The sequence below is a fragment of the Bifidobacterium biavatii DSM 23969 genome, from assembly GCF_000741165.1.
Classification (GTDB): Bacteria; Actinomycetota; Actinomycetes; order Actinomycetales; family Bifidobacteriaceae; genus Bifidobacterium; species Bifidobacterium biavatii.
In genome coordinates this window covers 1-14,465 of sequence record NZ_JGYN01000034.1, presented here as the reverse complement: position 1 = coordinate 14,465, position 14,465 = coordinate 1, and the positions used below count along the sequence as shown (strand labels likewise).

Genomic DNA, 14,465 nt, shown 5'->3' with positions numbered 1-14,465 from the left:
ACGCGCGACCGGGCTAACGGCGAGGTGGCGCCGGCGGCGCGCCGACGAGCCCGAGCTTGGTCAGCGGCGCGGCGGTCAGGTGGCGCAGGGCGATCGCTAGGCCGAACACGAGCGCGGCGACGCCGTTCACGCCGACGATCACCGACAGGTACGCGCCGGACGCCGACCACGCGGCACTCACCGCAAGTCCGGGCGCGATCTGCCAGATCACGTACGCGGCGTACGCGCAGGCGAACAGTCCGGCCGTGATCATCACCGTGCCAACGATCTGCACACTCGGCGACGACACACGACGGCCCGGATCATCCATGCCGGACGTGCGCGTGAACGCGAGCGCGACGAGCGCCAGCCCGCCAACAATGAGCAGCGACATGGCCACGTCGGTCGGCCGGTGCCATCCGCCGGCGATCACGGACATGCCGATCACGATGGAGAAGAACGCGGCGAACAGCGCGCACACGGCACGCCACGCGCGCGGCACGGCGACGAGCAGGATCATCGCGGCGGTCGCGGCGAGGATCGCGTGACCGGACGGCGCGGAATTGGTGTGCGGCGTGTCCGTGTTGATGAGATACGGCCGCGGCAACACGTCCTTGAGATACGTGGACGCGTAGCACAGTGCGGCGAAGACGGCACTCTGGCCGATCAGCCACCAACGTTTGCGCACGACCATGACGACAAGTCCGGCCAAGCCGATGAGCAGCGACACGATGATGGTCGGGTTGAGCGCGACCGGCAGGCCGAGATAGTGGTCGGAGATCAGGAACGGTTCGAGCAGGAACGTGATCCAGCCGGGCAGGTTGTTCGTGAAACCGGTGATGACGATTTCGTCATACGACTGGCCGGTTTCGGTGCGCACGCCGAGCCACCATGCGCCGAATGCGGCGGCGAGGAGCAGCAGACCGAACACGACGCACAGCACGCGGCTGGACGTGCGCGGGCGGACGGTAAGCGGGTCGAGCCGGGCGAGGCCGCGTTCCAGATCGTCCGCGTCGGCGGAGGGGGCGGACGGTGTTGCCGGTTCGGGCGGCGCGCCGAACGCGTCCGTTTCCCGCAACGGGGCGAACGGCTGGGCCGACGGGGAAGGCTGGGCGGCCGCGGGCGACTGTGCACCGGGCTGCGCGGTCGGAGGCTGCTGCAGCATGTTCACGGAAGGCTGGGGGTCGCGCACGATGGGGGTCTTGTCGGTCATAGGCTTGACTCTACTATCCGACGCATGGGCGGAACCGGGGATAAGCGCGAAAGTATGGAAAAACCTCCACGCACCCGTCAGAGGCCACTTACCCTTGCTGCATTCCTGCCCTGGGGGAGTTGGGTGACATAGCGCCGCGTGGAGGCTGTTAAACAGTGTACAGCATCCTCGGACAAACGCCTCCCGCCCCGAACATCACGCCCATCGGAGGCTGCGTTGTGCCGCCGATGGGTCTTCCGTCGAATTGTGAGGATTCCGGGGAAATAGTGTGAAGGAACCCATGTAATCGTGTGAGAGGACACCGACGTTTTCATGGGTGGTGGTTACGGTGGGGATCATGTCTGACTCACGAAACGCAACCCGCAGCACCCGCTCGGCCAACAACGGCACCCGCCGCCACGCAGCCCACCGCGCCGGTTCCCAGAACCGCTCGTCGGCCCGTAACAGCGGCCCGCGCAGGCCCGCGCCGCGCCATTTCGGCGGCGGAATGCACCGTTCGGCAGGCAGCCGCGACCCCCGCCGCCACAAGCATCTGTTCCTCAAGATCTTCCTCGGACTGATCCTCGCAGGCATCGCCGCGGGCGTCGGCGTATTCGCCTATTTCTACGTCACCACGGCCATCCCGCAAGCCGACAAGATCGCGCTCGCATCGAAGACCACCGTCTACTATTCGGACGGCACCACGGAAATCGGCTCGTTCGCCGAACAGAACCGCGAAATCATCGAATGCAACGACCTGCCCGAATACGTCGGCAACGCGATCGTCGCCTCCGAAGACCGCACGTTCTACACGAACAAGGGCATCGACCTGCGCGGCATCGGACGCGCGCTTGTCAACAACATCACCAAGGGCACACGCCAAGGCGGCTCGACCATCACCCAGCAGTACGCAGAACGCTACTATCTGGGCGAAACCACGTCATACATCGGCAAGGCGCGCGAGGCGATCCTCGCGCTCAAGCTCGCGCAGGCGCAGGACAAAAGCGAAATCCTGTGCAACTACATGAACACGATCTACCTCGGCCGCGGCGCATACGGCATCCAAGCGGCCGCGCAGGCGTACTTCGGCAAGGACGCGAAGGATCTGACCCTCAACCAAGCGGCCATGATCGCCGGCATCATCCCCGCGCCGAGCACATGGGACCCGGACGACAACCCAAAAATGGCCACACAGCGCATGAAGCGCGTACTCAACATCATGGAAGAGGACGGCTACATCACCGCCGCCGAGCACAGCAAGAACAACACGCTGCCCAAAACCATCGAATACACGCAGAACAACGTGCTCGGCGGCTACAACGGCTACTTGCTCACCACGGTCGAAAACGAGCTCATCAACTCCGGATCGTTCACCAAGGACGACATCGAAACCGGCGGCTACACGATCGTCACCACGCTCGACAAGTCCATGCAGAGCGAAATCCAAACCGTCGGCGACACGCGGCCGGACGGCATGCCGTCAAGCATCCAAGTGGGCGGCATCGCCGTCGACCCGCGCGACGGCTCGGTCAAGGCCATGTACGCCGGCTCCGACTACCTCAAGCAGCCGCTCAACAACGCCACGCAGGCCACGTTCCAGCCCGGCTCAACCATGAAGCCGTTCGCGCTGCTCGGCGCCGCGCAGGAGGGCGTGAACTTCAACACGATCTTCAACGGCAACTCGCACCAGCATTTCACCGGCATCGAAAAAGAAGTGAACAACGCGCTGGAAATCAATTGGGGCTACATCAACCTGTACCAGGCCACGGCCAACTCGGTGAACACCGTGTTCATGAACGTCAACGAGCACCTGACCCCGCAGCGGCTCGCCAAAATCGCGCACGAGGCCGGCATCACGTCCAAAATCGACGAAACGTCGCCGTACAACGTGCTCGGCATCAACGCGACCACCGCATGGGACCTCGCTCAAGGCCATTCGACGATCGCCGCGAACGGCGTGAAGAACACGCTGCACGTCGTGTCCACGGTCAAGGACTACAAGGGCAACGACATGTACAAGACCGCGGCCGAAAACAAGCAGGTGTTCGACGCGAACGACTGCGCGCTCGTGCAGAAGGCCATGCAGGGCACCACGACAACCGGTACCGCTGCGGGCACGGCCGCCGCGCTAGGCCGCGACGTGGCCGGCAAGTCCGGCACCGCAAACGACGAGACGGCCGCATCGTTCGTCGGCTACGTGCCGCAGCTGCTCAACGTGTGGGCAATCTGGAACCCGGACGACAACGGCTCGCCGCAGGTCGTGCCCGAATTCTCCGGATACGGCGTCTCCTCGACCGGCTACCCGGCGCACCTGTTCACCGAGTTCATGCAGCAGGCGCTCGCCGGCACGGACGTCGAGCAGTTCCCGACCGCGACCGACAACGGCAAGATCGGCGGCCCGGACGGCACGTGGGGCACCGGCGGCGGCTACACGTACACGTATTCCAACAACAATTCCGGAAACTCCGGCACGACGACCGAAAACAACGGCGCCACCACCGAAGGCACCGACGGTCAGTCCGGTACGACCAGCGGCGGCGCGTCGGGCTCGGGTTCCGGCGACGGCACGGGCAACGGTTCGAGTGCAGGCACGACCAACGGCAACAGCTCCGGCACCGCCGGCACGACGAACGGTTCGGATTCGACGAACGGCACCACCAACAGCACGACCGGCAACGGTTCCACGGACGGCACGACCGGCGGCGACGGCACGACGGGCACGGATACCGGCTCGAACACCGGATCCGACACGACCGGCGATTCCGGCGATGCGGGCACGTCCGGCCAGTCCGACGGCGGGTCCTCAAGCTCCGCGCAGTAGCCGTGATCTGACTGCGAGATCATCCCGCCGTCACTCGATCTGACCCACTATCCGGCTTACCCCCGGCTCACTCCTTGATTTTGAGCACGGCCGCGTAGATCTGCTTGCGGTTCGGCAGCGAGCCGTCCGGCAGCGGATGCTCCTGCGCGACCTGCGTGATCGCGTCCTTGATGCGCAGCCCATCCTCAAGCGCGCGGTCGATCGCCAGCACGGCCAGCTCGTCCACGCTCAGCGTGGCGGGCGCGGCCGCAGCGGCCTCCTCGTCGGACGCGCCGCCGATCACCAGCACAATCTCGCCGCGCGGCGGCACGTCAATCACGCCCTGCCGAATCTCACCGACCGTGCCGCGGCGAATCTCCTCATAATCCTTGGTCAATTCGCGGCACAACGCCATCGGACGATCCGGACCGAACGCGTCGAGCAGATCGTCCATCGACTCGGCGATGCGGTGCGGCGTCTCGTAGAACACGATCGTGCGGCGCTCGGGCAGCAGCATGCGCAGATGCTGCACGCGTTCGGCGTGCTTGCGCGGCAGGAAGCCCTCGTAGCAGAAACGGTCGGTCGGCAGGCCGGACAGCGCGAGCGCGTCGAGCACGGCGGACGGGCCGGGCGCGCACGTGACCGGCAGGCCGCGTTCGATCGCGCGACGCACGATCGCCAGTCCCGGATCGTTGATGGTCGGCATGCCCGCGTCGGAGACGACGAGCACGGTCGCGCCGGTTTCGACGCGGTCGAGCAGGCCGTCGGCCTTGTTGCGCTCGTTGTGGTCGTGGTACGCAACGACGGAACCGTTGACGTGGACGCCGAGACGGTTGGCCAGATCGTACAGTCGACGCGTGTCCTCGGCGGCGACGATGTCCGCGTCGGCGAGCAGCGCACGCAACCGTTCGGACGCGTCGCCGACGTTGCCGATCGGCGTTGCAGCGAGCACGACCGTGCCACGCGGGATCGCGATCGTCGTCGCGCGATCGGCGGCGGCCTGGCCCGTCTCCTGCGCGCCGGAGGCACCGTCGTCGGCAGCGGCGCCATCTGCAACGTTCGCAACGTTCGCAACGTTCGCAACGTTCGCAACGTTCGCGGCATCCGCGGCATCCGCCGCGACACCGTCGATCATCGTTTCTTCAACCTCATCATTCGCGTCTGTCATGCCTACCAGTATTCCGCACGCCGGCTACTTCGCCGTGCGCGGCGGCCAGGGCACGGGACCGGCCGACGGTTCCGATCAACCCGCACCCGGCCGTCATGTCCGCAGCCGGCGCGAACTCTCGCCGTGACCAGCGACGCGAGTAACGTGACTCGTGCCGCGACGTGCACGGTGGACAAGGCAAACGCACGACGCGAACCATCGCAACGGAGGGGACAATGCAGTATTTTGAACGGACCATTACCGGCATTGACGGCAGCGAGGCACGATTTATCGGCTATGTGATCGACAACAGCGACGAGGTGGACGCGAACCGCCGGCGGCCGGCCGTGCTCGTGATTCCGGGCGGCGGCTACGCGATGACGTCCGACCGCGAGGCCGAGCCGATCGCACTCAAGTTCGTCGGCGCAGGCTATCACGCGTTCGTGCTGCGCTACTCGTGCTCGCCGAGCCGGTATCCGGTCGCACTGTGCGAGGCGGCGGAGGCGATGCGGCAGATCCGCGATCATGCGGACGAATGGCACGTCGACCCCGATCGCGTCGCGACGATCGGCTTTTCCGCGGGTGGGCACCTGGCCGCGAATCTCGCAACCACAGTCGGCGACGACGATCTCGCCGCGCACGGCTATGACGCGGACGCCGTGCGACCGAACGCGCTGATGCTCGCGTATCCGGTCGTCACGTCCGGACCGCTCGCGCATCGCGGCAGCTTCGACAATCTGCTCGGCCCGGAGCGCAAGGACGACGCCGCGTGGCTCGACAAGCTGTCGGTCGAGAAGCACGTCGATGCGCACATGCCGCCGGTGTTCGTGTGGCATACGGTCACCGACAATGCGGTGCCGGTCGAGAACACGCTGATGCTGATCGGCGCGTGCAAGGCGGCCGGCGTGAGCGTGGAGGCGCACCTGTTCCCGGAAGGCTGGCACGGGCTGGCGCTCGGCACGATGGAGACCGCGTGGAACGCCGATCCGGCGGCCGTGTTCCCGTGCATCCAGATCTGGCCGAAGCTGGCGTGCGACTGGCTGGAGCGCACGTTTGCGGCGGGGCATGCGGATGAGTGCTGTGCGAGTGACTGAACATGCGGCGGGTGTCCGGCTGAACGCATGATTGAGGGTCCGGCCGGACACTCGGCGGAATGACACTCGGCGGAATGATGCCGGGGCCTCTTGCAGATTCATATTGCCCGTCCCTCTTACATGGCCGCTGGTATCGTTCGTACAGGTTTAATTTGACATTCGCAACGATATTGACGGGATGTTCATGGGTTTCATCAATTTCATCATCGAGCTGCTCAAGGATCCGCGCGCGGCGATCGCCAGCTGGATCGCGATGGGCGTGGCGCCCACGCTCGGCTTCATCTTCCTGATCGTGTTCATTGAGACGGGCGTCGTGTTCTTCCCGTTCCTGCCGGGTGACTCGCTGCTGTTCGCGGCCGGCGTGTTCGCCGCGCCCGACGCGACGACCGGACAGGTCGCGCTGCCGCTGCACTATCTGCTGCCGGTCGTGTGGTGCGCGCCGATCATCGGCGATCAGTGCAACTACTTCATCGGCCATTTCTTCGGCCGGCGGATCATCGCGTCCGGCAAGGTGAAGGCCATGACGCCGGAGCGCATCGAGAAGACCGAAAAGATGATCGAGAAGTGGGGTCCGCTTGCGGTGTTTCTGGGTCGCTTCTTCCCGTTCATCCGCACGTTCATGCCGTTTATTTCGGGCATTTCGGGCATGCGCTGGCGCCGGTTCACGCCGTTCTCAGTGCTCGGCGGTTTCATCTGGTCGTCGCTGTTCACGCTGCTCGGCTACTTCTTCGGCAACATTCCGGCCGTGCAGCAGCATTTCGAGCTGGTGATCGTGCTGATTCTGGCCGTGTCGCTGATTCCGACGATCGTGGGCCTGCTCAAGGCCAAGTTCGGCAAGAAGACGGCGGCGGGCGCTGCAGGCGTGGATGGTGCCGGGGACGATGACATTGCCAGCAGTGAATCCGCCACGCCGCGTCACGCCAAGTGAACCGTAACCATTCGCAACCATCCATAAGTCATCACGAAACCTTCACACTTCGAGTTGCATTCGAGCCAATCGCGTATTAGAGTGTAGCGAGTTGTCCTGCGGAGCAAGACAACATCCAATGGGGCTGTAGCTCAGTTGGTAGAGCGCTTCGTTCGCATCGAAGAGGTCGTGGTTTCGATTACCATCAGCTCCACGAAGAACCCTCGGGATTCCACCCCCGAGGGTTTTTCTTTACCCAAAACCGTTGGAATTCCGCCATTTTTGTCCCGTGCCGGATATGAGCCCTATCACACACAATGAGGCAGGATGAGGCACTGTTATGGGTACGGTTATGGGTACATTCTTTCCCATTCCTGTCTTGTTTTCGTAATGTACCGTTTCCACCCACACCATGTCTGACGAGCACAACGAATCAGTCTCGTCGAATACCGGGTGTGGGCATAGACGGATCATTCTCCACGTCGAGCACCGACGAAAACCGGCTCGAAGAGCAAAACATCATGAATAATCACATGAATAATCAGACATTGTGGGTGTAAACGGTACACTGACAGAATTCGTGGGCATAGACGGTACATGAGCGGGCGGGAATGGACTCGTTCGTGTACCGTCTATGCCCACGTTCCCGCAAATGAACCGGCCATGCCCACGATCAGCGGGTGATAGTGGTCGGGTTATGCCCACGACCCGATTCTTCTGCCGACAAAACCGTTCGGAGCACCGGCATTGTCCTGTCCATGCCCAAAAAGAGAAAAGCCCGGCGGGTGCCGGGCTCAAAGGAGAAAGAAAGGAGATGAAGAAGAAAGGTGTTAAGTTGTGGACCTTGCGGTCACAAGTGTCATATAACCATACATTCCATAGCGCATTATCGATAAATACTGAAAATTACCTGAGAATCCCGAATGCCGCCGAATTGCGGCCGAATCCATCACGCCGGCAACCGAAGAGTCGCCCCCCGTCCTCGCATGCGCATGACCCGCGCGCCGCAGGAGACGGCACACCTCGCCGCATCACCATTCGAACCCGCCCACGCATCATCGCACGTCATCCCGCATTATCGCTCATCATCCCGCATCTCCCGCACAGCACCCCGCCCGTACAGCGCCACGCCCGCATTACGCCACGCCCGCATTACGCCACGCCCGCATTACGCCACGCCTGCATTGCGCCACGCCCGCATTGCGCATCCTCCCGGCAACGTAGCCGCCCCGAGGCCTTCGCGTAAAGTTGGTCTCCCGTTCAGACGCCTTCCGCACGGCCGTTGCCGCAAACCCGTAGCGTGGAATCCATGGGTTGCAAGTTGGGGGCCCATATCGATGAAGACAAGGAGCATCATGCCAAGCATCACGAAGCGCATGCAGGGCCTGCTGCTGTCGGTCGCCCTGATCGTCCCGCTCGCCGCGATTCCGGCGACCACGACGGTCACGGCATTCGCCGACGAGCAGCCGCCCGTATCCAGCACGCAGGCGACCACGCAGACGGCATCACCGGCGGCAAACGCCGCGACCGACACCATCATCAAGGACGCCGCCACCGCCGTCTATCTCAAGCGCATCGACGTCGGCACCGACACCGTGACACTCGGATCGAAGAACACCAAGCCGGTCGACGTGTCCGGCTGGCTGATCCGCGACGACAAGGACAGCGCCGACCACACGTACACGATTCCGGACGGCACGGCGATCCCGGCCGCCGGCGAACTGCAGTTCAATCTGGACCAGCTGGCGAGCATCGGCCTGGGCAAGGAAGATCAGGTGCGCGTCTGGAACAAGTCCGGCGAGCTGGTTCTGAACTTCGGCTGGTCCGGCGACGACAAGAACGCCGTGTACGTTGCGAACAGCGACGCCGATGGACTCGTCAAGCAGGGAGACGGAACCCAGACCGAGCCGGACCAGCCGTCCGGCGACAAGCTGGACGTGGCCGCATGGCCCGGCCTCGACGCGGTGACCGCAATCGACGGCACCGACGAGTTCGGCGCCGGCCAGGCGACCGGCGAGCACACCGACGGCAACCTGTCCGGACTGGTCTACCAGCCCGGCGCGAACGGCAAGCCGGGCACGCTGTGGGCCGCGGACAACGATCTCAACCCGACGCTCGGCATCACCGGACCGAAGGGTGCCGGCGCGATCAACAAGTTCGTCTACGACGAGACGACCGGCTCGTGGAAGCAGGATCCGGCCGACGGCTGGAGCTTCCAGCTCAACAGCCAGACCAAGGGCGGCAAGCAGCTGCACTTCAAGGACGGCAAAGGCGGCGTTGATTCCGAAGGTATCACACTGATCGGCGGTGACCCGGCGAAGGGCGTGTTCATCGGCGCGGAACGCGACAACGAGAACAAGAAGGAACCCCGCCCGTCCATCCTGCGCTACGACGTGAGCCAGCAGACCACTGACACGAACGACGACGGCGCGCAGGACCTGACCGCCACGAACGAGTGGAACCTGACCGCGGCGCTCAGCCAGTTTGGCGTGACGCTCGACAAGGGCGACGATGCGAACCTTGGCGTTGAGGGCGTGGCGTTCATCCCGGACGCGACGCTCACCGCGAACAAGTTCGTTTCGAACCTTGATCCGAAGAACGCGCACGCGTACGATCCGGCCGGCACCGCGAACGATTTCGGCGGCCTGTTCTTCGCCGCGCTCGAAAAGACCAACGCGATCTACGCGTTCGCGCTCGCCACGGTCGGCGGCAAGGACGTCGCGTACCCGGTGGCGCAGATCCCGCTGCCCGAGAACGCGGCGAACGCCGGCTATTCCGGGCCTCGCGACCTGACGTGGGATGCCGAGCACAACCAGCTGCTCGCCGAGGGCGACAACACGATCGGCACGGACGAGAAGCCCACCAAGGCGATGATCGCGACCTACGAGTTCGACAAGTCGGGTGCACTGCAGCTGACCAAGCTCACCGCCACGCCGACCGAAATCGCAGCTGGCAACACCGAAGGCTTCGCCGTCACCCCGGACGCGGAGGCGCGCACGGTCAAGGGCGGCAAGGCCGGCAAGACCTACAAGCCGGTCTTCTGGGCGGACGACTCGGTGACCAACGGCCATTCGCTGCGGCAGGGCTGGATCGAAGCCGCGAACGGCGGTTCGCAGCAGCCGGGCCAGCCGGAGCAGAAGACGACCACCATCAACCTGCTCAACGTCAACGACTTCCACGGCCGCATCGACAAGAACCTGACCGTGCCGTTCGCCTCCACGGTCGAACAGCTGCGCGCCGCGTACCCGGATTCGTCGCTGCTGCTCGGCGCGGGCGATCTGATCGGTGCGTCGCTGTTCAACTCGTCCGTGCAGCGCGACCAGCCGACGATCGACGTGCTCAACGCGCTCGGGCTGAAGGCGTCGTCGGTCGGCAACCATGAGTTCGATCAGGGCTATGCCGATCTGACCGACCGCGTGATCGGCAAGGACAACGCTCGCAACGCGAAGTGGGACTACCTCGGCGCGAACGTATACAAGAAGGGCACCAAGACCCCGGCGCTCAAGGAGTACAGCATCCAGGACGTCAACGGCGTGAAGGTCGGCGTGATCGGCGCGGTCACGCAGGAGACTTCCACGCTCGTCTCCCCCGGCGGCATCAGCGGCATCGACTTCGGCGATCCGGTCGAAGCCGTGAACCGCGTCGCCAAGCAGCTGACCGACGGCGACGAGTCCAACGGCGAGGCCGACGTGATCGTGGCCGAATACCACGAGGGCGCGCCCGCCAGCGAGGACGCGACGACCGGCAAGCCGACGCTCGACGAGCAGAAGGCCGCCAGCCCGGTGTTCAAGGAGATCGTCGACCAGACCGATCCGGCCGTGGGCGCGATCTTCACCGGCCACACGCACATGGCGTACGACTACGCCGATCCGGCGCACAACGGCCGGCCGGTCATCCAGACGGGCAGCTACGCAGCGAACGTTGGCCAGGTCGTGCTCGACTATGACCAGACGACCGACAAGGTAACGTACGCAAAGTCCGGCAACGTCCCGGTCGACACGAGCAAGTCCGACGACGAGCTCGCCGCGGCCGGCGACACGACGGTCAAGCAGGTCAAGTCGATCGTCGACGCGGCGCTCAAGGTCGCCGACGCGAAGGGCAACGAGAAGGTCGGCTCGGTCGCGGCGGACATCACCACCGCGTATCTGGACGGCAAGCGAGACGACCGCGCGTCCGAGTCCACGATGGGCAACCTCGTGGCCGACGCGCTGCTCGACTCGCTCAAGTCCGCGGACCGCGGCGGCGCCGAAATCGGCGTCGTCAACCCGGGCGGCCTGCGCGCGGAGTTCTGCCGGACCGGCAATGGCGACAAGTGCTCGCTCGCGGCGGACGGCTCGATCACGTACGCTCAGGCGAACGCCGTGCTGCCGTTCCTGAACAACCTGTGGACCACGACGCTCACCGGCGCGCAGTTCAAGGAAGCGCTCGAACAGCAGTGGCAGACCACCGCGGACGGCACCACGCCGTCCCGCCCGTACCTGCAGCTCGGCCTGTCGCACAACGTCTCGTACACGTACGATCCGAACGCCAAGCAGGGCGAGCACGTCACGTCCGTGACGGTCAACGGCCAGCCGCTCGACCTGAAGCGCAAGTACCGCATCGGCTCGTTCAGCTTCCTGCTCGAGGGCGGCGACAACTTCCGCGCGTTCGCTGCCGGCACGAACACGAAGGACACCGGTCTGGTCGATCGCGACGCGTGGATCGAGTACATCGGCAAGAACTCGCCGCTCAAGCCGCGCTACGATCGCCGCGCGGTCGCCGTGACCGGACTGCCGACCGACGACGTGACGGCCGGATCGTCGTTTGATCTGCGCTTCTCCAAGCTCACGCTCACGTCGCTTGGAGTGCCGGTCGAGACGAAGCTGACCGCGACGATCGGCGACGCGACTGTCGGCGCGGCGGACGTCGCGAACGGCGACACGGCCGATCTGAAGATCACCGTTCCGACCGGACAGGCCGCCGGCGCCGCGACGCTGACGATCGTCGGCGCGACGAACGGCACGACGGTGACGCTGCCGATCACGGTGAAGGCCGGCGAATCGCCGTCGCCGGAGCCGTCGCCCGAACCGGAACCTGAGCCGACGCCCACGCCGAAGCCCGACGAGCCGTCCGAGCCGACCAAGCCGACGGTGAAGGCCGTGCCCGTGTACCGTCTGTACAACCCGCACTCCGGCTTGCACCACTACACGGTCAACTCGCACGAAAAGGACATGCTGGTCAAGCGCGGCTGGAACTACGAGCGTGTCGCGTTCAAGCAGGCGGCGTCGGCGAGCGCCGGCAAGCCGGTGTACCGCGCGTACAACCCGGACAACGGCAACCACCATTGGACCGCCAGCTACGGAGAATGCGTGATCCTCACCACCAAGTACGGCTGGCGTGCCGAGGGCATCGCCTGGTATCAGTCGGCCGAAGGCAAGACGACCGTGTACCGCGCGTACAACCCGAAGAACGGCGAGCATCTGTACACCACCAGCAAGGGCGAATACGACGTGATCACGTCGGCCCACCGCGGTTGGCGTGCGGAGGGAGTTGCGTGGCGCAGCCTGTGAGGCTATGCTAGGTAACGCTTGAAGGGGCATCCGGTTTCATCTGCCGGATGCCCCTTCCGCTGTTTTCGCGGCATTGTCGCGCCGCACGGTCATGCCTCGCATGATCCGCAGCCGCAACCGTACGTCACCGTGGCTGTACGTCACGCCGCGTCATACCACGTCACTCCGCGACCGTACGTTGGCTGCGCGTCACCGCGGGCGCGAGGCGGCGACGCGACGCGCCTGATCCGCAGCACGGTCGAGCGCAGCCAACGCCGTCCGCTGGTCGTCGGTCTGGTACCGTTCCGGCTCGAACGCGCCGTATCGCCGTTCGACGGCCGTGCGGATCAGGAAATCGGCGATCTTCGGGTTCTTCGGCAGCAGCGAGCCGTGCATGTACGTGCCGATCACATTGTGCACGCGCGCGCCCTCGGTGTGGTCCTCACCGTTGTTGCCGCGGCCTTCCGCGTCCACACGGCCGAGCGGGCGCACGCCGTCGCGCAGGAACGTCTGGCCGGAATGATTCTCGTAGCCGATCACGTCGCCGAAGTCGTCGCTGTGTTCGACGAGATTGCCGATCATGCGCACGTCCTGGCCGACCGTGTACGCGCCGATCACGCCGATGCCGTCGAGACGCGTGCCGTCGACCGTTTCGAAATACTCGCCGAACAGCTGGTACAGGCCGCAGATCATGAGCATCGGCGTGCCGTCGGCCGCGAGCGTTCGCAGCAGGTCGGCGCGGCGGAAGAAGTCGTCGATGATTTTCTTCTGGCCGGTGTCCTGACCGCCGCCGCCGAGGATCATGTCGACGTGGTCGGGCCAGTCGTCGCCCTGATTGTATGCGGTGACGCACGGCTCGTAGCCGTACAGCGCGAGGCGGCGCGTGACGGTGAGCACGTTGCCGGAGTCGCCGTAGATGTTCATGTCCTTCGGATACAGGGACATGATGTCGATGGTGGTCATGATAGCTTCCTTTGGTGTTGCATGAAGGCGACGGTTGATTTACCAAGTCACTTCGAGCGGGTGCGACTGCGTCTTACCGTGTCATTTCGAGCGAAACGCAGCGAAGTCGAGAAATCTTGCATGCCGCGCATCCTAAGATGTCTCCGCTCGGCTTCGCCTCGGTCGACATGACAGGACCGTCACTTGCCGACGCCGGCGTCCGCGACGTCGGCGATGCGGGCGAGCGCGGCGCGCACGGCGAGCATGGCCGTGTACGTGCAGTAGATGTGGCGGCTGGTCGGGGCCGCGACGGATGTTCCGGACGCGTCCGAACTGGCGGTCGTGCCGACGGACGAACCGGATGCCCCGGGTTCGCCGGCCGTGTCGGCCGCGCAGGCCGCCGGCTTGAGGAACGCGGCGAGCGCGGCGTCAATGTCGGTGTCGACCGCACCGACCGGCACCTGGTCGTAGCCGAGGCGCAGCGCCATGTCCCACGCGCGCACGCCGGACACCTGCCGCACGCCGGTGCCGCGCAGGCTGGTGAAGTCGACGTCCCACAGCCAGCTCATGTCGCGGCCGTCCGCGTATTCGTCGTTGATGACGATCATCGTGTCGGTCGTGGCGCTCGGCGGGAAGCTGGCGAGCGAGAGGCGGAATCCCATCGGGTTCTTGACGAGCAGCAGTTCGGTGGGCACGCCGTTCACGTCGATGACTTCGCCGCGGCCGAACGCGGGCGTGACGTGCGAGACGGCGGCGAGCAGGGCGCTGTCGGAGGCTTCGGCGAACGTGTTCACTCGGGCGGCCAGCGAGCCGGTGCGGGACGTGGCGGCCGGCGCGGAGGGTGCGACGACGGCGGCGGGCGCGGCCTTGCGGGCG

General features: G+C 65.2%; 8 protein-coding genes, 1 tRNA gene and 1 other RNA gene. 5 read left to right on the top strand and 5 right to left on the bottom strand.

The window, feature by feature from the left end:
* Positions 1–13: 13 nt before the first annotated feature.
* Together BBIA_RS11290 and ffs are read right to left on the bottom strand one after the other, a co-directional pair.
* A complete protein-coding gene (locus tag BBIA_RS11290; RefSeq protein WP_033494067.1) occupies positions 14–1,192 on the bottom strand; it encodes a phosphatase PAP2 family protein in 1,179 nt (392 codons plus the stop codon).
* 55 nt (positions 1,193–1,247) lie between these two features.
* Positions 1,248–1,342, bottom strand: an RNA gene (gene ffs, locus BBIA_RS13950) — signal recognition particle sRNA small type.
* Between the two features lie 187 nt (positions 1,343–1,529).
* On the opposite strand from ffs, the gene BBIA_RS11285 reads away from it, so the two are divergent.
* Positions 1,530–3,992, top strand: coding sequence for a transglycosylase domain-containing protein (locus BBIA_RS11285; RefSeq protein ID WP_081892352.1), 2,463 nt, complete (start codon positions 1,530–1,532; stop codon positions 3,990–3,992).
* Positions 3,993–4,059: 67 nt separating this feature from the next.
* On the opposite strand, the gene rsmI is transcribed toward BBIA_RS11285, so the two are convergent.
* Entirely contained in the window at positions 4,060–5,139 is a 1,080-nt protein-coding gene (gene rsmI / locus BBIA_RS11280) for a 16S rRNA (cytidine(1402)-2'-O)-methyltransferase (protein WP_238548512.1), read from the bottom strand.
* A gap of 215 nt (positions 5,140–5,354) precedes the next feature.
* Here rsmI and BBIA_RS11275 point away from each other — a divergent pair, with 215 nt between their 5' ends.
* From BBIA_RS11275 to BBIA_RS14985, 4 genes are all read left to right on the top strand, one after another.
* On the top strand, positions 5,355–6,212 hold the full coding sequence (locus tag BBIA_RS11275; RefSeq protein WP_033494065.1) for an alpha/beta hydrolase: 858 nt from the start codon (positions 5,355–5,357) through the stop codon (positions 6,210–6,212).
* A gap of 184 nt (positions 6,213–6,396) precedes the next feature.
* The gene (locus BBIA_RS11270) at positions 6,397–7,140 is read left to right on the top strand and encodes a DedA family protein (protein WP_033494161.1); all 744 of its coding nucleotides are present in this window, start codon (positions 6,397–6,399) and stop codon (positions 7,138–7,140) included.
* A gap of 120 nt (positions 7,141–7,260) precedes the next feature.
* Positions 7,261–7,333: transfer RNA gene (locus BBIA_RS11265), tRNA-Ala, on the top strand.
* A 1,141-nt stretch (positions 7,334–8,474) separates the two neighbouring features.
* Positions 8,475–12,668, top strand: a complete 4,194-nt coding sequence (locus BBIA_RS14985) for a 5'-nucleotidase C-terminal domain-containing protein (RefSeq protein WP_238548511.1) — start codon at positions 8,475–8,477, stop codon at positions 12,666–12,668.
* Positions 12,669–12,857: 189 nt separating this feature from the next.
* Here the strand turns inward: BBIA_RS14985 and BBIA_RS11255 are convergent, their stop codons facing one another.
* A complete protein-coding gene (locus BBIA_RS11255; protein WP_152600541.1) occupies positions 12,858–13,613 on the bottom strand; it encodes a type 1 glutamine amidotransferase in 756 nt (251 codons plus the stop codon).
* 176 nt (positions 13,614–13,789) lie between these two features.
* Positions 13,790–14,465 (bottom strand): DUF1727 domain-containing protein (locus tag BBIA_RS11250; protein WP_156103695.1); only part of this gene is annotated, 676 nt, incomplete at its 5' end.

What these genes read in the sequence shown, in the direction of transcription:
- BBIA_RS11290 (WP_033494067.1), bottom strand. Translation starts at nt 1,192, where the DNA reads ATGACCGACAAGACCCCCATCGTGCGCGACCCCCAGCCTTCCGTGAAC.
- BBIA_RS11285 (WP_081892352.1), top strand. Translation starts at nt 1,530, where the DNA reads ATGTCTGACTCACGAAACGCAACCCGCAGCACCCGCTCGGCCAACAAC.
- rsmI (WP_238548512.1), bottom strand. Translation starts at nt 5,139, where the DNA reads ATGACAGACGCGAATGATGAGGTTGAAGAAACGATGATCGACGGTGTC.
- BBIA_RS11275 (WP_033494065.1), top strand. Translation starts at nt 5,355, where the DNA reads ATGCAGTATTTTGAACGGACCATTACCGGCATTGACGGCAGCGAGGCA.
- BBIA_RS11270 (WP_033494161.1), top strand. Translation starts at nt 6,397, where the DNA reads ATGGGTTTCATCAATTTCATCATCGAGCTGCTCAAGGATCCGCGCGCG.
- BBIA_RS14985 (WP_238548511.1), top strand. Translation starts at nt 8,475, where the DNA reads ATGCCAAGCATCACGAAGCGCATGCAGGGCCTGCTGCTGTCGGTCGCC.